A 19,337-nucleotide genomic window follows, 5' to 3' on the forward strand; every position below is an offset into this window, starting at 1 on the left:
GCAAACCCTGATTAGGGCAGCCATTCCAGTAAAATTCCTAGGGAGCTATCTTTACGCGTGCGGGAATTTTGGGCTTGAATATCGGCGGCTAAACGTAAATTAGAGGTAATCGCATAACCAACCGAAAGAGTAGTCAATCCCACCTCGTTGTCACCACCGGGAGAGATAAAACTCTGACTAACGGTGATATCTGCGGCTCCCGTGCGAGAAAGGGCTAATTTGAGCTTTAATCCTAAGTTAAGCCCATCGGTGCTGTAATTTCCCGTTTGAATGTAACGATAGCCCACCATGGGAGCTAGATTGACATAATCACCCAAAGGGAGGAGATAGTATTGTAAATTTGCCCCTATTGCCGTCCTTTTGCCGTTAAAAGCCGTCTGATAATCGCCGCTTAGGGTTAAACTGGTTTGACCGAAAAACACATCTTCTACCCCCAAAATCACGCCACTGGAATTATCCCTAGAAGGAAACTCTGCATATCCCAAGCGGATACGAGTGCGGAAACTAGGATCGCGGCGAATGTCTTCGGCGATATCGGGTATTTTTTCTAACCAACGCTCTAAAACTGGACTTTCTTGCCGAATTTTTGGGTCTAGGTCTAAATCCGTTTCTGCCCACACAGCACCACTCGCCCCCCATAATAAACCAAGAGCGATCGCATTTACAGAACAGCAAGAGAGCTTAAACATGATTTGCATTATACCCAAGGATGCGGTCGGCAAGAGGCAAGAGAAAGAATCTGGCAATAAAGCTTTTAGCTTAACAAATTAGGTTTTAGATTCGGCCTTTGTTATCAGTGATCAGATGTGAGTTTTCAGTTCACTGATTACTGGTTACTGTTTACTGATCACTGAAAAGCCGACACTCCCCCAAAGGTTACAATAAAAGAAAGATCAGATTCCCCGTTAATTCTTGAGAGGACGGGGGGCAGTAGGAGCAGCAATAGTGGTTAGAATATTAAAACTTTCGCAATTAAGTGGCGCAGAACGGGCAAAACTTCAGAAAAGAGCCGAGTTAGATATTGATAACGCCCTCAAAGTCGCTCAAACGGTGATAGAAACCATCCGCGAACGGGGGGATGCCGGCGTTGTGGACTATGTGCGGCGTTTTGACTACGAGGGTGCGACGGTAGAAAATATCAAAGTCAGCGAGGCAGAATTTGAGCAGGCTTTTCAGTTAATTGAACCGGAAGTAAAAACTGCCATTGAACAGGCTTTCCGGAATATTCAAGAGGTACATCGTCGCCAAATGCCGGAAGAAATACAACTGGCAGAAATTGAAGCTGGTGTCTTTGCCGGCGAAAAAATCTCTCCTATCCCCAGTGTGGGTTTATACGTTCCCCGGGGCCGCGGCGCTTTTCCCTCGATGATGTTAATGTTAGCTATACCGGCAATGGTGGCAGGAGTGGAAAGAGTGGTCGTTTGCACTCCCCCCGATAAACAGGGCAACGTGGAACCGGTTTCTCTGGTGGCGGCGCGCATGGCTGGAGTCAAAGAAATTTATAAGTTAGGGGGCGTACAAGCGATCGCTGCTTTGGCTTTGGGAACAAAAAATATCAAAAGGGTTGACAAAATTACCGGTCCGTGCAGCGTCTATGGGGCGGCGGCCAAGCGGTTACTGTTCGGCACTGTGGATGTGGGTTTACCGGCAGGTCCGAGTGAGTCGATAGTTTTGGCCGATGAGTCCACCGATGCCCGTTTAGCGGCCTTGGATTTATTAATTGAAGCGGAACATGGGGCGGATTCGGCGGCTTTATTAGTCACCCATTGTGAACAGGTTGCGATCGCTGCTAGGGAATATGCTCAGGAATACCTGCAAAAACTCCCAGATTGGCGACGGGAATTTTGTGAGGCGGGTTTAGCCGCCTATGGGGGCATAATTTTAACCGATAGTTTGCAGCAATCCCTCGATTTCGTCAATGAGTACGCCCCGGAACATCTGGAGGTTTTAGTTAGTAATCCTTTTGCCATTCTGGGCAAGATTAAAAATGCTGGGGAAATCCTACTGGGAAATCATACTCCTTCCTCTATGGCTACCTACGCCATCGGGGTAAATGCTGTGCTGCCGACAGGAAGTTTTGCCCGTTCCTATTCCGCGGTTTCAGTTTATGATTTTCTCAAGCGCTCTACTTTGGCTTATGTCACCCCTGAAGGCTTTGAAAAGTTAAAAGAAACCACGAAAACTTTAGCCGAGTACGAAGGTTTTCCCGCCCATAAATTAGCAATTCAACACAGGGAAATTTTACTCTAAATACAGGGAATAGGAAACAGGGAATAGCTCTGATTTATTATCCTGTCTCCTATCTGCTACTATGATAAGAGCAGAGAATCAGGCAAGCATTTTATGAAAAAAGTAATTGTTATTTTAATTCTGGGTTTTCTGAGCGAACAAATATCAATAAAATCACCAATTTCTGGCAATCAAACCCTGAATAATTTAGCCCTAGCTAACAACAATAATCGTCCCACTCCCCAGAAAAAACCTAGTCCTTCTCCACAATTCCGCTGCGATGGTAGAACTCACTGTTCCCAGATGACCTCCTGTGCAGAAGCGACTTTTTTCTTGAGAAATTGTCCTAATGTCAAAATGGATGGAGATGGTGATGGAGTTCCCTGTGAAAGTCAATTATGTGGAAAAAAATCCTCAGAAAAATGTTTAAAAAGTTCTCCAGATAACTAATTTTGGTTCTTCACCCCAATTCTCTCATTTAAAGAATCGGGGTAGAAACAATTAAGAAGCGGTAATCACGGGAGAATTAAGATATTGATAATTCCAGTCCGATTGTTGCCAAACGCGACCATCAAGGGCAATTTGTTCGATTAAACTAGCTAATCGTAAAGCTTTTAAAGCTTGTTCCCCACCGACAGAAGGTTGGTTCCCACCGCGCACACAATGAACAAAATGTTCTAATTCTGCGTGTAGGGGTTCAATATTGCTAGTATAAACCTTTTCAATTAAACCATCTTGACGGTAGAGAACTTGACCGTAATCGGTGCTATAGTTAGCGGTGGTTTGCCGGTGAATGAGGATTTCATTATTGAGAAAATCCGCTTCCGTGAGAGAATTTTTACAGTGGGCTGCTAAACGGCGAATCTTGCGATGAGTCACCTTACTAGCGGTTAAATTAGCCACCACTCCATTACTAAAACCAAGGGTTGCAGTGACATAATCGAGATAACCGGAATCAGTGGCAGCGCGACTACCACTAGCGGTTAATTTCACCACGGGAGCAGCGACTAATTCTAAAATTAAATCTATATCGTGGATCATTAAATCTAACACCACCGACACATCATTAGCGCGCTGGGAATAGGGACTCATGCGATGGGATTCAATCGCTAGAATCTCCTCGGTTTTCAAGACCTTCGATAACTCCTGGAAAGCGGGATTAAAACGCTCGATATGACCCACTTGCAGAATACAATCGTGATCGGCTGCCGCGTTGACTAAAGATTCCGCTTCACTAATACTAGCGGCGATCGGTTTCTCGATCAAGGTATGTACTCCCCCTTGCAGACAGTCCATCCCGACTCGATGGTGTAACCGTGTGGGGACAGCGATACAAACCGCATCTACCCTAGGTAAGAGATCTAAATAATTTTCAAAAAAACGGACTCGGTATTTACTGGCAGTTTCCAGTCCCTTTTCGACGTTGACATCGGCCACCCCGACGAATTCCACGTCTTTTAATAAACTCAGGATGCGACTATGGTGTTGTCCCATGTTACCGACCCCGATAACCCCGACTTTAATCGGTTTGAGTTGATTTCTGTTACCCGGAAAGTTTGCTGGTTGATTGGACATGAATTTTAGACTCCTGTGTTCACACTCCCCACGCCACTTGATTAAATTAATCAAGCTGATTTTGTCGATGAATTACCAAGATGGTATCATGGTTATCCAGATTCTGACACGATGTCGGTGTCAATGGGGGTTCTGAGAAGATTTTCTGATTTCACCTGCGGGTTTTCACTCCTAAATGCTTATCAAAAAATCATCCCTGAGTAGCGAGGACTACATATGGACAATTCAACGGATTTTAACTCCTTACGGGGATTAAGTGTTTTTTTGCTAGGAATGATGGGATCTGGCAAATCCACCCTGGGAGAGTTGCTTTCACGACGGTTACAATATCGTTTTTTTGATACAGATATATTAATAGAAAGGGTCGCAGGGAAGAAAATCAGGGAAATTTTTGCCGACGAGGGAGAAGCGACTTTTCGGGAGTTAGAAACCCAAGTTTTGGCCGAATTATCCTCTCTGACTAAAACTGTGGTTGCCACCGGGGGAGGGATGGTTTTAAAACCGATGAATTGGAGTTATCTTCGTCACGGTTTAATGATTTGGTTAGATGTTCCTCTCGAAGTTTTGGTTAAACGTTTAAAACAAGATACCTCTCGTCCCTTGCTTCAGTCCACTGATTTAGAAAGTAAACTGGAATTATTATTAGAACAAAGACGAGGACTTTATGCAGAAGCAGATCTTCGGATTGTTGTTTCTGACCTAGATACACCTGCTGATATCGTTGAGAAAATTTTAACAGCAATACCGACGGTGATTAAAGATTTTCATCCAGAAAGAGACAATAACTAATGATAGCAGCTTCAATTTTTGATTTACCTGAACTAATTCCTGACCGAGAAATTCTGGAAATTTTAGCCCAAAGTCAGGCTATTCGTCTGGAAAGAATTATTTCCACCGGTCAAACCACTACCAGGGGTCAATGGTACGATCAATCCGAGTTTGAATGGGTGATTTTATTACAGGGATTCGCTGAGATTAGTTATGAAGATGGCAGCCAAGTTAATCTGCAAGCGGGGGATTATCTCCTAATTCCTCCTCACCAAAAACATCGCGTCGAATTTACCAGCAATAATCCCCCCTGTATTTGGTTAGCTATCCACTATCGCTAGTAAACTATAGTTTCTGACTATTGCCAGCGATCGAATAAATCGGTTAAAACGATATTAGAAAACAAAAAACCTTCGGGGTCGCTTAATCTTACCCTGGTATCCCCCTCAATTATTACTAGATTACGCTGTTTATGCGGATATAAGACCTCTAACATTGCTTTTTTGATTTCCGAACCAAAATTAGCTTCAATTGCGGGTAAACTCACCCCTTCCGCTAACCTTAACCCTAGCATCAAGGTTTCGAGAAGATCATCGATAAAACTATTTTTCTCCACGTCAATTGGGCAGCCTTCTTTTACCCAAGCGAAATAGTCGCGACTTTTGCGCGGACGGGTAAAACGTTGTTGATGAAGATAACTAGCAGCCCCCATACCAAAGCCGTAATAGGGACGATTTTCCCAGTAAACTCGATTATGTCGGCATTGATAACCCGGTTTGGCATAGTTAGAAATTTCGTAATGTTGATAACCGGCTAAAGCTAGTTTTTCACTGGCTAAAACATACATTTTTGCGGTGGTTTCATCATCGGGTAAGGGTTTTTTCCCCGGTTGATACTGTTTACCGAAAGGAGTAACCGCTTCTAAGACCAAATCGTAACAGGAAAGATGGGCCGGTTGCAGTTCGATCGCTTTTTCTAGGGAATTTTCCCAATCTGTCAGGGTTTGTTGTGGCAATCCCGAAATCAAATCCAAACTATAGTTAACTATTGCCAATCCCTGAATTAATTCCAATGCCTGATAGATATCCTTAACGGTATGCGATCGACCAGAAACCTGTAATAATGGTTCTTGAAAAGCCTGTACTCCTAAACTAACCCGATTGACTCCTGCGCTAAGATAACCCTGTAATTGTTCTAAACTAAAGGTAGCCGGATCAATCTCCATAGAAATCTCTATATCGGCCGCAAAATCAAACTTTTTGGCTAAAGTATCCAGAATTGCCCCTAATAATTCCACCGGTAACAGGGAAGGAGTCCCCCCCCCAAAAAAAATTGTTTCTAGGGGTTTCCCCGTCCCCTGACTAAGGCTAATTTCTTCTTGTAATATTTCCACATACTCAACCACAGGGGGAAAAGTCGCCGGATTGGTGTGATTACCGACGACAAAAATCGGGAAATCACAGTAAAAACAGCGCCGACGACAAAAGGGGATATGAATATAAACCGAGGTTACGGGGTGAAAATAGGGCATTTTATCAAGGAAAAAGGGAGAAGGGGGTTGGGGTGTGGGGAGAGAGAATTATGAATTATGAATTATAAATTATGAATTGGGAGTGGAGAGTGGGGAGAATAAATAAAAACAATCTCCTATCTCCTGTCTCCCGTCTCCCGTTTTCTGTCTCCCGACTCCTGACGACCGACTCCTACTGTAATTTCGTTTATCTTCGTTAAGATGTATTATGGCTGGGGAGAACATCTCCTAGAATGGAGGCAACTTTCCCGACACAAATTAGGAGAAGCCCACGGATATAATGTAAAAGTATCCATACTCATTATTTTATCTACCGTCATTCCCCTCTATCCTCTCTGGTATTATCCCCATGCTTGATGCTGTCATAATTTTATTATTCGTCTTCGCCATTGCCAGTATTGGTTATAGTGGTGTGGACTTGCTGCCAGTTGCTGTCCAGTCGCAAATCAGCAATATTGAAGCTTTACGCTGGTTATCGGCGGGTTTTGCCTCAATTATTGGTTTAGCCCTCGGTTTAGTTGCCCAAACTACCTATCGTCGTCTAGAAACCCAAGTACGACAAACTCCGATCGAAGTTATTTTAACCCGTTCGGTCGGTCTAGTTATTGGTTTGTTGATTGCTAATCTGATCCTAGCCCCGATTTTTTTCCTACCGATTCCCAGAGAATTCTCGTTTATCAAGCCGATAATCGCCATTTTAGGCAGTGTTATGTTTTCCTATCTGGGGGTTAGTTTAGCTGATACCCACGGTCGCACTTTTTTGCGTCTGATTAACCCAAATAGTATGGAATCAATTTTAGTGGCAGAAGGGACCCTGCAAGCGGCCGCCACCAAAGTTGTTGACACCAGTTGTATTATCGATGGTCGTATCGAACAATTGTTAGACACGGGATTTATCGAGGGACAGATACTCATTCCCCAATTTATCCTTCAGGAATTGCAACAGTTAGCGGATGGCAGTAACGACCAAAAACGAGTCAGAGGAAGACGAGGATTAGACATCTTAAACCGGATGCAGCAAGAATTCCCCGATCGCATTGTCATTCATCCCGCCGATTATGAGGATATTAGCACCGTAGATGCTAAATTAGTCCATCTTGCCCAAGAAATTAACGCCACCTTGCTCACTAACGATTATAATCTCAGTAAAGTGGCCAATCTGCAAAAAGTCACCATCTTGAATGTCAACGATCTCGCCCAAGCAGTACGCCCGATCTACTTGCCCGGGGATACTTTGGATCTGAAAATTCTCAAAGCAGGAAAAGAACCCACCCAGGGCATCGGTTATCTAGAAGATGGCACGATGGTAGTGGTAGAGGAAGGAAAAGATTATCTAGGGGGAGAATTGCGGGTAGTGGTGACATCTGCATTGCAAACCTCGGCTGGACGGATGATTTTTGCTAAACCCCAAAATTCCCTGATTGCTTGAAGGGAATAAAACCAAAAAAGCCTCAAATACAGGGCCAGAGGGGATTGTATTTGAGGCTTTTCATTTTTTAAGGGAAGTTAAGTCACTAACTGAACTATCTAGCCAATTTATATCTAAATTAGGCCGGTTTATTGATTACAGCCATAGACTGACGGGCAAAACTAAAATAACCATCCCAGAATTGTTTCTGACTATCGAGGGCAACTTTGGTGGCGGTTTCTTGGGCGGTTAGGTAGGATTTCACCCATTCTTGTTGATATTCGAGGGATTTAACCAAAGTTTCCGGAAACTCAAACACTGGTGTAGTCGTGGGAACACCATTACCCCAAGCGGACAGAAGTAGTTTCTGCCATTCTGCTAGGTATTTTTGGTATTCTTCAAGATAATTGGTGTTCATAGAAGTCAAACCGCTAACTAGCCCATCTGGAAGGAGATGGTGAGAAAGTGGGGCGGTGTTGCCACCTTCTCGAAAGCAAAAATTGCGCCGAGATAAAATATAATATTCTATCCCTTCTTTAATTATAACCTGAGTTTGCGATCAGCCCCAATCTTTATGCGATCGCAATGGGCTTGTCCTATTTTTTTGATGACTCGGAACTGACGCTAAAATAGTCCTACTCTAGCCATTTTCTCCCAACTATGATCGATCGCCCTATTCATGTAATTGGTGGAGGATTAGCGGGGACTGAGGCGGCGTGGCAGATAGCCCAAGCAGGTATTCCCGTGATCCTGCACGAAATGCGCCCAATTCGCTCTAGTCCCGCCCACCATAGCCAATTTTTAGCCGAATTAGTCTGTAGTAACTCCTTTGGTGCCATGGCGGTGGATCGCGCTACTGGGTTACTCCATGAAGAATTACGACGCTTAAATTCTCTAGTTATTGCCCAGGCCGATCAGCATAGTGTCCCCGCAGGAGGGGCTTTAGCGGTTGATCGAGGGGTCTTTAGTCGAAATTTGACGGAAATCTTGGCCAACCACCCTCTAGTCACCTTAAAACGTCAGGAGATCACGGAAATTCCCCAGGATGGTATCGTTGTTTTAACCACTGGACCGTTAACCAGTGCTGCTTTAGCCGCAGATCTGCAAAATTTTGCCGGACTGGACTATCTGAGTTTTTTTGATGCCGCTAGTCCGATTATTCTGGGGGAATCGATCGATCGATCGATCGCTTTTCTGGCCTCCCGTTACGATAAAGGTGAGGCCGCCTATCTCAATTGTCCTATGGATCGGGAACAATACCTGCATTTCTGGCAAGAGTTAAAACAGGCAGAACAAGCGGAATTAAAGGATTTTGAGCGAGAAAATGCCAAATTTTTCGAGGCTTGTCTGCCGATCGAAGAATTAGCCAGTCGGGGAGAGGATACCATGCGTTTTGGTCCCCTGAAACCGGTGGGATTAGCGGATCCCAGATATCCGGATCAACGTCCCTACGCAGTTATACAGTTGCGAATGGAAGATAAAGCGGGGCAATTGTGGAATATGGTGGGATTTCAAACTAATTTAAAATGGGGAGAACAAACACGGGTTTTCCGTCTGATTCCGGGGTTAGAAAAGGCCGAATTTGTCCGCATGGGGGTGATGCACAAAAACACCTTTATCAATTCTCCCCAGTTATTATCCTCCAGTCTCCAGTTTAAATCGCGACCGACGCTATTAGCGGCAGGACAGTTAATCGGCACGGAAGGCTATACGGCTGCGGCTGCTGGGGGATGGTTAGCGGGAACTAATGCCGCTCGTTTAGCTTTAGGATTAGAAACGGTGACATTGCCAACCACAACGATGATGGGGTCATTATTTGAGTTTATCAGCAGTGCCGAACCGAAACATTTTCAACCGATGCCGCCAAATTTTGGCATTTTGCCGAATTTTACCAGAAAAATCCGCAATAAACGGGAACGTTACGGTCAATATGCCGATCGCTCTTTGCAGGATTTAGAAGCATGGTTGAATCAGCTAAAAACTCCCTGTCTCGTCTAACTGTCAATCGCTAAATCGATCGCCCATAATAGAGAAGGAACCTATTTCTTTCTCTATCGCTATGCCAAACTCTGATTTTTTCCCTCCCCAATCCTACAGTCAAGAGGATGTGCAGGAAATTCTCTATTTGGCTATCTCCCGTCAAGGGGATAAGGGAGAAATTACCCGCCAACAGTTGTTAGAAATTGCCGACGATTTAGCTATTGAAGTTAAAGACTTAGAAGCGGCGGAAAAGGACTGGCAAGAGTCAAAAATGCTCAGTTATAAACGGCAAGAATTCGATCGCTTTCGTCGCGAGGAGCTAAAAAATAAAACCGTTCGCTATCTGATTATTAATAGTTTTTTTATTATCATTAATTTAATTAGTGCGGGAACAATTTCTTGGGCAATTTATATCTTTTTGTTGATGGGTTTACCTCTTTCTCTCTCGGCTTGGAAAACTTTTCAAAATCAAGGAATTGCCTACGAAGAAGCATTTAAACGCTGGAAAATTAAGGAGGAAATGAAAGAGTCTTTTACAAATCTTTGGACACAAGTTAAAAAGTTTTTACAGTTTTAATACTGTTGAAAAAGGAAGATTTTTAAGGGAAAAACTCTCTTCTAAAATCGGGCGTTACTTTCGATTTTTTCCCTCAATCCAAGCTTTTGGGGGGTTCTACCCCCCAAACCCCCCGTTGGGGGCGTGGCGCCGCCCCCAAACCCCCCGCGCATTAGTTTTTCGGTGGGATGCTTACACGCAATTGTTCATATATTTGTACCAGTTTAAGAGTCACTGATAATTGCTGATTATCGGTGTTTCTGCAAAATCGAGAGGCAGCCTTTTTGTTAACCACAAAGGACACAAAGTTGAGCTTTCCACGACTACTTACTGTCATCAAAAATATCTAACTGCTGCAGAGAGGGGGAATTATCCGACTTAACAGGTTTAATTTTCTTAATTCCTTGACGCAAACCGATCGCAATTTTACTATGTTTTTCGATTTGACCCATCACCTGCATGGCACGATCGATCACAGAAGCTGGTAAACCGGCTAATCTCCCCGCTTCGATACCATAGGATTTATCTGCGCCTCCCGGTCGTACTTGGTGCAAAAATACTATCTCATGGGGTAATTCTTTGACTGTTACCTGATAATTAGCCACATTCTCTAAAATTGAAGCTAATTCGTTCAGTTCATGGTAGTGAGTCGCGAAAATCGTCCGCGATTGCAGTACCGTGGCTAAATACTCCGCCACAGACCAAGCTATGGATAAACCGTCAAAAGTGGCTGTCCCCCGGCCAATTTCGTCTAATAATACTAATGATCTGTCCGTGGCGTGATTGAGAATATTGGCGGTTTCGTTCATTTCCACCATAAAGGTGGATTGGCCAGTAGCGAGGTCATCCACAGCCCCCACCCGGGTGAAAATGCGATCGCAGATAGAGATTTTGGCCGACTTTGCCGGGACAAAACTGCCGGTTTGAGCCAACAATTGAATTAATCCCACCTGTCGCAGATAACAACTTTTGCCACTAGCATTGGGACCGGTGAGAATAATCAAGTCGGGGTATTCTAAAGCTTCCTGATTGCCCAAATTAATCGAATTCGGCACAAAAAAGCCGGCCCCAAGGGATTGTTCCACCACGGGATGACGACCATCTTTAATATCGATAAGACGACCATCCGCGATTTCCGGGCGACAATATCCCTGATAAACGGCGATTTCTGCCAATGCTGCCAACACATCCAAAGCGGCGACTTTTGTGGCCACTTCCCGGATTTCTGGGGAAAATTCGGCCACTTGACGGCGTAAATCGCTAAAAATCTCGTATTCTAACTTATTTAATTCATCTACTGCCGTCAGAATTATATTTTCTTTCTCCTTTAACTCGGTGGTGATATAACGTTCCTCATTGACTAAAGTTTGCTTACGCACATAATCTTTTGGGGCGAAATCAGCTTTACTGCGGGGTAAACTGATATAATAACCGAAAGTTTTGTTATAACTAACCTTAAGGTTACTAATACCCGTTCTTTCTTTCTCTGTCGTCTCCAGATTCTTAAACCAATCGATTACGTCCTGATAGTCGCGCCGCAGGGCATCCAATTGGGCATCAATTCCCTCGCGAATCACCCCCCCTTCCTTGAGATGCAGCGGAGGAGATTCCACCAGATGCGCTATCACCTGCTGGCCTAATTTTTCTAAATCGGCGGGAATTTGCTGTAAAGCTTTCAAATATGGCGAATTTCCCGAAGCAACCAAAGCCGCTAAATCGGCTAATTTGACTAAAGATGCCGCTAGGGAAAGTAAATCGCGGGCGTTAGCAGTTCCTGCGCCGACACGGCCGCTTAAACGTTCTATATCGTAGATTTCCCTTAATTTTTGCCTAATATCTTGGCGCAGGGCAGGGTTATCCTTTAACTCTTGGATAGTATCTTGACGGGCGCGAATACCGCGAGAATCTAAGAGAGGTTGCAATAACCAACGACGTAAGGCGCGACTACCCATGGCTGTACAGGTACGATCGATCGCCCATAATAGAGAACCATAGAAGCTACCATCGCGCACCGTTTGGGTAATTTCAAGGTTGCGACGGGTTTGCCCATCTAAAATCAAAAATTCGGAGATAGAGTAGGTTTTTAAAGGTTGTAGGGGGACTTGATTGGCTTTTTGGGTATCTTCAATGTATTCTAATAGGCCTCCAGCTGCGCGAATAGCGAGGGGTAAATGTTCGCAGCCCATCCCTTCTAGGGAACGCATTTTATAGGTGATTAGGAGACGATTTTTCGCTTCTGTGAGAGTAAAGATAGTTTGGGGACGGAGAGAATAACAAAAACTATCGGGTAAACAGGGGGGGAGATGGTCGGATTTTTCCCCAGGGCGCAAAATACGGTTTAAATCGGGGGCATTGATGGGAAAAAGGATTTCCGAGGGTTGTAACCGGGTTAATTCTAGGCTTAAAGACGTTAAATCGCTGGCTTGGGTGGTGTAGAATTCTCCGGTGGAGATGTCTGCATAGGCTAATCCCCAATTTTCTCCAGTTATAACCACTGCGGCTAGAAAATTATTCTTTTTTGCGTTTAACATTCCCTCATCGGTGAGGGTTCCGGGGGTGAGAAGCTTGGTGATAGCGCGTTCTACTAGCCGTTTTTCGGCGGCTGCTTCCGTTGAATCTTCTACTTGGTCACAAATCGCCACCGCATAGCCTTTTTCCACCAATAAACGACTATAGCGCTCTAGGGCGTGGTGGGGAACCCCAGTCATGGCGACTCTCCCAATACCTTTACCCCCTTCCTTGCTGGTGAGAACTAATTCTAATTCTCTGGAGATAATCACCGCATCCTGAAAGAAACACTCGAAAAAATCGCCCACACGATAGAGTAAAAGGGCATTAGGATAGGTTTCTTTTACCTCCACATAATGCTGGTACATGGGGGTGAGTTTACTGCGATCGAGTCCGCGATAATCACGATGGGGATCCTTATTGGTAGCCGGTGGTTCTGGGGGAAAATCCGAGGGGAGAGTCATGGGTCAAAGAAAGCTGGACAATGTTTTAATCAACTATTCCCCACCCCTTGGCTAAGTGGGGAGTTTCTGACGCTTCTTCGTTGATGGCGGTTGCCTCATACTTTGCGCACAAGGTATAAGCTCACCGACTCTGCGTCACACATAGGCTCGTTCCAAGCGCCTGATATAATTAAGCATAACCTGAGGGATGGCTACATCGGCGTTGGGTTCTTCCTGGTTTCTTGTGTTACTTTTTGTTATAAATTAAAGCAAGTAAACAGCTTAAGTCGAAGATGGGTGGGGCTCTTTTAGAAAGACGTATGGCAAGTCAAACAAGCATCGCTGTGTGTCTTGAAGTAGTAGAACAACAAGCTTGAATCACAGTTGTGAGCAAAGGAACACCATCTTGATACAAAGCCCGATGATGCCGTTGATGCTCTTGCTGTAAATGAAAGTGCCAATAATTAGGCCAATCACCGCTAACCTGAAGGGAGCGAAGACGTAAAACCGCCTCAGCACCCTTGAGACTCCATCTCGCCCCCGTAATGTCCATGGGGTCTTTAATCAAGTAACGACAAGTCCCCTCAATGACCCCCGTAGCAATGGGAAAACCTGCCGCCAAATAATCTTGATAGGGGAGATAATCGCGATGATTAAGCAAATAATTGGCACATTTATCCACAGAAGTGGGTTGTTCGGGAGTCAATTTCAGCCGAGTAGCACAACCACGCATCGCGGAAGCGACAGAACTCGATTTACCTTCAAGAATAGGCAGTAAACGTTCACTCACCGAATCTTCGGCTGCTTGGCTACTGGGAGCATGAAACACAAAGGCTGCTTTCCAGAGATATTCAATCACATGAATCAGGTCGAGAACAATTGTCAGGCGGATGTCGTGTTTTTCAGCCGATTCTTGGAGTAGACGTAATTGTGTCTGATTACGATCAACTAAGGCAACCCAGTTTTTTTGTTGATGAGGATCACGGGACAAAGCTTCGTCAAATGCCTCGGAAATTACGCTTTCGGGTTCTTTGACCAAACTCGCCCATACCCGCTTGGCTTGTGGTCGAGGACGCTTGATACCCTGAGCGGGTTTGGGATTGACGATTTGTGCTGCGGTACGGCTCAATGGGTTAATGGTATAAACTGCCGCTACGGTAGCCATCCGCTTTGAGTTGCGCTTTTGGTAATGATTCGGTAGTAGTGGCGTAGCTCTCTTGCTTACCTGGTATGAATTGTGTAAAATATTTATTAATAAAAATAATTGGAACCCGATCAGTCTTTAAACTTCTAGCTTGATCATGACTTTTCTGATAAATATCTTTTTCTGGCTCCTGTCTGGCTTACTCAAATATCAGTCTAGCACCGAACAAAGTACCCCCCCCTAGTTCACCTCTATTCCCCTGTCCTAATTGTGGTTCTCACCATAGTATCAAGAATGGTTCTATTCATAATCGAAAACCCAAACGTCAATGTAAAGAATGTGGTCGTCAGTTTGTGATCAATCCCACTAATAAAACCGTCTCTGACGAAACCCAACAATTAATTGATAAACTCTTGCTCGAACGAATTTCCTTACGAGGAATTGCTAGAGTAACAGGGGTAAGTTGGTCATGGTTACAAAATTATGTCAACGTCTCGACTTCGCGGTTCGGCGGTTCGGCTGAGCTCACCGTCGAAGCCTCGACGTTGACCCGTTCGGATTTCGGCGTGACCTTTTTTCGAACGCTTCGCTCACGGCCGAAGCCTGAGAGAAGCCGAAGGGTGGTCTTTGGTTTTTTCTAAGACGATAAAGGTTTATATTTGGCTGGCAATTGATAGAAAAACAAGGGAAATTATTGGTTGCTATTTAGCCGTAGGTTGGGTTGACGTAAGGAAACCCAACTATAGTACGCTTAGATTGACCCAAGGAAACCCCACAAAAGGTCATGAGAAGCGATCGCCGATTCCGACGGATTTAGGTGTTGGCTGTTGGGTTTCGCTTTCCCCTAAAATTGAGAGGTCTTCTTTAACCTATTGATTCGCTCAACCCAACCTACAAAATTAGACTTTGATTAAGTATTGACTGATTCTAGATGCCTTAAAATCTGTTCTCTTAAATTATCCAAATAATTCTCTACCACATCCCAAACTGTATTAAGGTCAATTCCTCCTAAATAATCATGTACTAAAATATTCCTAAAACCAGAAATATTACGCCAGTCAACATCGGGAATATTTGCCTTTAATTCCTCCGAAAGCCGTTGAGTTGATTCTGCCAAGGTTTGTAAGCGTCTAATGATAGCATCGCTGATCATTGAATTAGCAAAAAACTCCTGTTTTCCTCCTTGGGAATACTCCTTAATTTTATCAATACAGTCTAAAATGTATCCAAGATAAACTTGATCTTCATTCATAACTTAATTGCCTCCTTTAAGATTCGCTGTTTAATTAGATGATGAAGGCTTTTTTCAGTTACTACATCCACTTTACACCCTAAGAGATCCTCTAAATCAAGTAATAATCCACCTGGAAACCAAGGGGATGTTTTAGCTAAATCATAATCAATTAAAAAATCAATATCACTATTTTCGGTTTCCTCACCTCTAGCAACGGAACCAAATACACGCACATTAAAAGCACCATGTTTGGTGGCAATTTTTAGGATATCCTCTCGTTTGTCTTGTATGAGTTGTTTTAGGGTCATAAAATAACATCCATCCCGAAGGTTTTTAATGAACAGTTAACAGACTAGACTAGAAAAAACTAAATACTGATAACAATTATCGTCGGTTGAATTGACCCAAGGAAACCCCACAAAAGGTCATGAGAAGCGATCGCCTATTCAGACGGATTGAGGTGTTGGCTGTTGGGTTTCGCTTTCCCTCTAAAATTGAGAGGTTTTCTTTAACCTATTGATTCGCTCAACCCAACCGACGGACTCAACCCAAGAAAAAGGACTAGACCGCGCCCAATTCCCGTAGGAGTTCCATAACCTTTTCATAGGCCGCCGCGTTTCCTTGCCGGCGGTACAGTTCAGCGGCTTGTCGGAAATCTCCGATCGCTTTTTCCGTTTCTTGTCGAGAGTAATAAAGAATCCCCCGAAAGCCGTAAGCCAGGGCCAATTGCGGATTAATCTCGATCGCTTTGTTGTAATCGGACAGAGCGAGGTCAGGTTCTTGCTGTTGGTGGTAATAAAGAACCCCCCGATTCAGGTAAGCCATTGCGTCTCGGGGATTAATGTTGATCGCTTTGTTGTAATCAGACAGGGCGAGGTCGGGTTTCTGCTGTTGGTAGTAAAGAATCCCCCGATTGACGTAAGCCTCGGCATCTCGGGGATTAAGCTCGATCGCTTTGTTGTAATCAGACAGGGCGAGGTCGGGTTTCCCCTGTTCTTTGTAAATAACCCCCCGATTGTAGTAAGCGTCGGCATCTCGGGGATTAATATTGATCGCCTGATTGTAATCGAACAGGGCGAGGTTGAGTTTTCCCTGTTCGTGGTAAAGATTCCCGCGATTGAGGTAAGCGATTGCGTCTCGGGGATTAATCTCGATCGCCTGATTGAAATCGGACAGGGCGAGGTCGGGTTTCCCCTCTTCGTGGTAAAGATTCCCGCGATTGAGGTAAGCCAGGGCGTATAGGGGATTAATGTTGATCGCCTGATTGTAATCGAACAGGGCGAGGTCGAGTTTCCCCTGTTCGTGGTAAAGAAACCCCCGATTGTTATAAGCCTCGGCGTATTGAGGATTAATCTCGATCGCCCGATCAAAATCGGATAAGGCGAGGTCGAGTTTCCCCTGTTCTTTGTAGAGATTCCCCCGATTGTAGTAAGCCATTGCGAATCGGGGATTAATCTCGATCGCCCGATCAAAATCGGATAAGGCGAGGTCGAGTTTCCCCTGTTCTTTGTAGAGATTCCCCCGATTGTTGTAAGCCATTGCGTACTGGGGATTAATGTTGAGCGCCTGATTGTAATCGGACAGGGCGAGGTCGAGTTTCCCCTGTTCTTTGTAGAGATTCCCCCGATTGTTGTAAGCCATTGCGTACTGGGGATTAATGTTGAGCGCCTGATTGTAATCGGACAGGGCGAGGTCGGGTTTCCCCTGTTCGTAGTAAAGATTCCCGCGATTGTTGTAAGCATCGGCATATCGGGGATTGATGTTGATCGCTTTGGTGAATTCAGCGAGGGCGAGATCGTATTTTTCCTGTTGGATGTAGTCAACTCCCCGGTTATAGTGGCCGATCGCGTCTTGATTGTTCCCTTGAGCGATCCGGGTTTCGGCTGGTTGTCGGCTCTCTAGCGCCATGACGGGGCGAACAGTCGCAAGGGTGGAAAGGCTGATTAGGCTAACGGTGGTAAGAAGGGCAAAGGATTTCATGGCTAGTTCCTCGGTGGGGATGGTTTTAAATTCTACTTAGGGTTGGCTGAATATCGGTGTAAATCCTGCTAAAAAAGGTTTTTGGGCTAAAAAAGCCTAAAAATATTATCCAACAAGGTTTTTAGATTTATTCAGCAACCCCTACTTAATTCATAGGCTGCTTTTTTGGGAATATACAGAATAGGCTTTTTTTGTCTAAAAAGCACTAGGCTACTACTATCTAAAGTAATTAGAAAGTAGTAAGAGCGATCACTTTTTTTTAAATCCTACAGTAATCATTTTTCCATAGCTCCTTTGCTTCCTTGTAGCCTTGTTTGATTGGCACTGTGAATTTATCTGTCACCAGTAAGACTTTTGATAATCTTTTTAGCCAATCGCTCATTAATTTCTCGATGTCTGGGAATTGGTTCTGTTTTTCCAGTATCTGGATTATGGTAAATATCATGTTTCCCTCCACGTCTAATCAAGTAGCAGCCAGCTTGCTCCAATTGTGCAATTAAATCATGTCTTTTCATGCGAATTCAAACTCTGCAACTCTCTTGATTCCGGGGATTTCTTCCGTAGTAAATGTTCTGTAGAGATCGATCAGGTTTTCGATTAATTCTTCTAAGTCAACACCTTGGGTCCAATGATCGGGAAATTCATTCAAATAGCCCAAGAACATCCCATCTGATTCTTTCCAATATGTATAGGGAATCCTCATGGTGAAATCCTCATTCTGCGTTGCTAACGATATTAAGTTGACCCCTATTATAACGGAATTGCTCTCAAGCCACGATCAGCTTTATTATCAGGGTTGGCAGCGAGATTGCCGCCTGACATTCGTTAATGCAGCCGACAAAATTTGCGATCGCCGATTCCGACGGATTTAGGTTTTGCGTGTTGGGTTTCCCTTTCCCCTAAAATTGAGAGGTTTTCTTTAACCCATTGATTCGCTCAACCCAACCGACGGACTCAACCCAAGAAAAAGGACTAGACCGCGCCTAATAGCCGTAGGATTTCCATAACCGCTTCATATAACGCCGCGTTTCCTTGCTGGCGGGACAGTTCGGCGGCTTGTCGGAAATCTCTGATCGCTTTTTCCCTTTCTTGTAGAGAGTAATAAAGAATCCCCCGATTGCTGTAAGCCTCGGCGAATCGGGGATTAATGTTGAGCGCCTGATTGTAATCGGACAGGGCGAGGTCGGGTTTCCCCTGTTGGTGGTAAAGAACCCCCCGATTCAGGTAAGCCATTGCGTATCGGGGATTAATGTTGATTGCCTGATTGTAATCGGACAGGGCGAGGTCGGGTTTCCCCTGTTCTTTGTAAAGAAGCCCCCGATTGTTGTAAGCCCCGGCGAATCGGGGATTAATGTTGAGCGCCTGATTGTAATCGGACAGGGCGAGGTCGGGTTTCCCCTGTTCGTCGTAAATAACCCCCCGATTGTAGTAAGCCTCGGCCAATCGGGGATTAATGTTGAGCGCCTGATTGTAATCGGACAGGGCGAGGTCGGGTTTCCCCTGTCCGGCGTAAAGATTCCCGCGATTGAGGTAAGCTTCGACGTATCGGGGATTAATGTTGAGCACCTGATTGTAATCGGACAGGGCGAGGTCTGGTTTCCCCTGTTCTTTGTAAAGATTCCCCCGATTGTAGTAAGCCTCGGCGAATCGTGGATTAATGTTGAGCGCCTGATTGTAATCGGACAGGGCGAGGTCTGGTTTCCCCTGTTCTTTGTAAAGAACCCCCCGATTGTTGTAAGCCTCGGCGTATTGAGGATTAATGTTGAGCGCCTGATTGTAATCGGACAGGGCGAGGTCTGGTTTCCCCTGTTCTTTGTAAAGAAGCCCGCGATTGACGTAAGCCTTCGCATACCGGGGATTAATGTTGAGCGCCTGATTGTAATCGGACAGGGCGAGGTCGGGTTTCCCCTGTTCGTCGTAAATAACCCCCCGATTGTAGTAAGCCTCGGCCAATCGGGGATTAATGTTGAGCGCCTGATTG

General features: G+C 44.8%; 19 protein-coding genes and 3 pseudogenes. 10 read left to right on the plus strand and 12 right to left on the minus strand.

Going from position 1 to position 19,337, the window contains the following annotated elements:
• Positions 1 to 11: 11 nt before the first annotated feature.
• Positions 12 to 698, minus strand: a complete 687-nt coding sequence (locus tag MiAbW_RS07180; RefSeq protein WP_151695531.1) for a hypothetical protein — start codon at positions 696 to 698, stop codon at positions 12 to 14.
• 247 nt (positions 699 to 945) lie between these two features.
• On the opposite strand from MiAbW_RS07180, the gene hisD reads away from it, so the two are divergent.
• Together hisD and MiAbW_RS07190 are read left to right on the plus strand one after the other, a co-directional pair.
• Positions 946 to 2,250 (plus strand): histidinol dehydrogenase, encoded by a 1,305-nt coding sequence (gene hisD, locus MiAbW_RS07185; protein ID WP_151695532.1) that lies wholly within the window; start codon positions 946 to 948, stop codon positions 2,248 to 2,250.
• A gap of 93 nt (positions 2,251 to 2,343) precedes the next feature.
• A complete protein-coding gene (locus tag MiAbW_RS07190; protein WP_151695533.1) occupies positions 2,344 to 2,679 on the plus strand; it encodes an excalibur calcium-binding domain-containing protein in 336 nt (111 codons plus the stop codon).
• 51 nt (positions 2,680 to 2,730) lie between these two features.
• Here MiAbW_RS07190 and MiAbW_RS07195 read toward each other — a convergent pair whose 3' ends face one another.
• Positions 2,731 to 3,804 (minus strand): Gfo/Idh/MocA family protein, encoded by a 1,074-nt coding sequence (locus MiAbW_RS07195; protein ID WP_151695534.1) that lies wholly within the window; start codon positions 3,802 to 3,804, stop codon positions 2,731 to 2,733.
• A gap of 216 nt (positions 3,805 to 4,020) precedes the next feature.
• Here MiAbW_RS07195 and MiAbW_RS07200 point away from each other — a divergent pair, with 216 nt between their 5' ends.
• Positions 4,021 to 4,593: a shikimate kinase gene (locus tag MiAbW_RS07200; protein ID WP_151695535.1), complete on the plus strand. Its 573-nt coding sequence runs from the start codon at positions 4,021 to 4,023 to the stop codon at positions 4,591 to 4,593.
• On the plus strand, positions 4,593 to 4,913 hold the full coding sequence (locus tag MiAbW_RS07205) for a cupin domain-containing protein (RefSeq protein ID WP_151695536.1): 321 nt from the start codon (positions 4,593 to 4,595) through the stop codon (positions 4,911 to 4,913). The genes MiAbW_RS07200 and MiAbW_RS07205 overlap by 1 nt, the downstream gene beginning before the upstream one ends.
• A gap of 17 nt (positions 4,914 to 4,930) precedes the next feature.
• Here the strand turns inward: MiAbW_RS07205 and hemW are convergent, their stop codons facing one another.
• Positions 4,931 to 6,103: a radical SAM family heme chaperone HemW gene (gene hemW / locus MiAbW_RS07210; protein WP_151695537.1), complete on the minus strand. Its 1,173-nt coding sequence runs from the start codon at positions 6,101 to 6,103 to the stop codon at positions 4,931 to 4,933.
• A gap of 201 nt (positions 6,104 to 6,304) precedes the next feature.
• On the opposite strand from hemW, the gene MiAbW_RS19955 reads away from it, so the two are divergent.
• On the plus strand, positions 6,305 to 6,460 hold the full coding sequence (locus MiAbW_RS19955; protein ID WP_238707210.1) for a hypothetical protein: 156 nt from the start codon (positions 6,305 to 6,307) through the stop codon (positions 6,458 to 6,460).
• Positions 6,453 to 7,532 (plus strand): PIN/TRAM domain-containing protein, encoded by a 1,080-nt coding sequence (locus MiAbW_RS07215; protein WP_151695538.1) that lies wholly within the window; start codon positions 6,453 to 6,455, stop codon positions 7,530 to 7,532. The genes MiAbW_RS19955 and MiAbW_RS07215 overlap by 8 nt, the downstream gene beginning before the upstream one ends.
• A gap of 118 nt (positions 7,533 to 7,650) precedes the next feature.
• On the opposite strand, the gene MiAbW_RS07220 is transcribed toward MiAbW_RS07215, so the two are convergent.
• Positions 7,651 to 7,929, minus strand: a complete 279-nt coding sequence (locus MiAbW_RS07220; RefSeq protein WP_151695539.1) for a thylakoid-associated protein — start codon at positions 7,927 to 7,929, stop codon at positions 7,651 to 7,653.
• 242 nt (positions 7,930 to 8,171) lie between these two features.
• On the opposite strand from MiAbW_RS07220, the gene trmFO reads away from it, so the two are divergent.
• Positions 8,172 to 9,509 carry an FADH(2)-oxidizing methylenetetrahydrofolate--tRNA-(uracil(54)-C(5))-methyltransferase TrmFO gene (gene trmFO, locus MiAbW_RS07225; protein WP_151695540.1) on the plus strand — a complete coding sequence of 446 codons (1,338 nt, stop codon included), beginning with the start codon at positions 8,172 to 8,174 and terminating at the stop codon, positions 9,507 to 9,509.
• A gap of 61 nt (positions 9,510 to 9,570) precedes the next feature.
• Positions 9,571 to 10,068, plus strand: coding sequence for a 2TM domain-containing protein (locus tag MiAbW_RS07230; RefSeq protein WP_151695541.1), 498 nt, complete (start codon positions 9,571 to 9,573; stop codon positions 10,066 to 10,068).
• A gap of 302 nt (positions 10,069 to 10,370) precedes the next feature.
• Here MiAbW_RS07230 and mutS read toward each other — a convergent pair whose 3' ends face one another.
• Positions 10,371 to 13,019, minus strand: a complete 2,649-nt coding sequence (gene mutS, locus MiAbW_RS07235; protein ID WP_151695542.1) for a DNA mismatch repair protein MutS — start codon at positions 13,017 to 13,019, stop codon at positions 10,371 to 10,373.
• A 307-nt stretch (positions 13,020 to 13,326) separates the two neighbouring features.
• Positions 13,327 to 14,184, minus strand: a pseudogene (locus MiAbW_RS07240) (ISKra4 family transposase); the annotation flags it as partial.
• Positions 14,185 to 14,299: 115 nt separating this feature from the next.
• Between MiAbW_RS07240 and MiAbW_RS19960 the strand changes: the two are divergent.
• Together MiAbW_RS19960 and MiAbW_RS07245 are read left to right on the plus strand one after the other, a co-directional pair.
• Positions 14,300 to 14,587 (plus strand): annotated as a pseudogene (locus MiAbW_RS19960) (IS1/IS1595 family N-terminal zinc-binding domain-containing protein); the annotation flags it as partial.
• 179 nt (positions 14,588 to 14,766) lie between these two features.
• A pseudogene (locus MiAbW_RS07245) lies at positions 14,767 to 14,850 on the plus strand (ISNCY family transposase); the annotation flags it as partial.
• Positions 14,851 to 15,052: 202 nt separating this feature from the next.
• On the opposite strand, the gene MiAbW_RS07250 reads toward MiAbW_RS07245, so the two are convergent.
• The 6 genes from MiAbW_RS07250 to MiAbW_RS07275 form a co-directional block, all read right to left on the minus strand.
• A complete protein-coding gene (locus tag MiAbW_RS07250) occupies positions 15,053 to 15,394 on the minus strand; it encodes a HepT-like ribonuclease domain-containing protein (protein ID WP_045358548.1) in 342 nt (113 codons plus the stop codon).
• A complete protein-coding gene (locus tag MiAbW_RS07255; RefSeq protein WP_151695544.1) occupies positions 15,391 to 15,684 on the minus strand; it encodes a nucleotidyltransferase family protein in 294 nt (97 codons plus the stop codon). The genes MiAbW_RS07250 and MiAbW_RS07255 overlap by 4 nt, the downstream gene beginning before the upstream one ends.
• Positions 15,685 to 15,937: 253 nt before the next feature.
• Positions 15,938 to 17,356 (minus strand): tetratricopeptide repeat protein, encoded by a 1,419-nt coding sequence (locus tag MiAbW_RS07260; protein WP_151695545.1) that lies wholly within the window; start codon positions 17,354 to 17,356, stop codon positions 15,938 to 15,940.
• A 332-nt stretch (positions 17,357 to 17,688) separates the two neighbouring features.
• A complete protein-coding gene (locus MiAbW_RS07265) occupies positions 17,689 to 17,871 on the minus strand; it encodes a type II toxin-antitoxin system HicA family toxin (protein ID WP_012267861.1) in 183 nt (60 codons plus the stop codon).
• Positions 17,868 to 18,059, minus strand: coding sequence for a type II toxin-antitoxin system HicB family antitoxin (locus tag MiAbW_RS19965; RefSeq protein WP_002800870.1), 192 nt, complete (start codon positions 18,057 to 18,059; stop codon positions 17,868 to 17,870). The genes MiAbW_RS07265 and MiAbW_RS19965 overlap by 4 nt, the downstream gene beginning before the upstream one ends.
• A 269-nt stretch (positions 18,060 to 18,328) precedes the next feature.
• Positions 18,329 to 19,337 (minus strand): tetratricopeptide repeat protein (locus MiAbW_RS07275; protein ID WP_172967348.1); only part of this gene is annotated, 1,009 nt, incomplete at its 5' end.

The sequence above is a fragment of the Microcystis aeruginosa NIES-4325 genome (assembly GCF_008974145.1).
Taxonomy (GTDB): Bacteria; Cyanobacteriota; Cyanobacteriia; order Cyanobacteriales; family Microcystaceae; genus Microcystis; species Microcystis aeruginosa_G.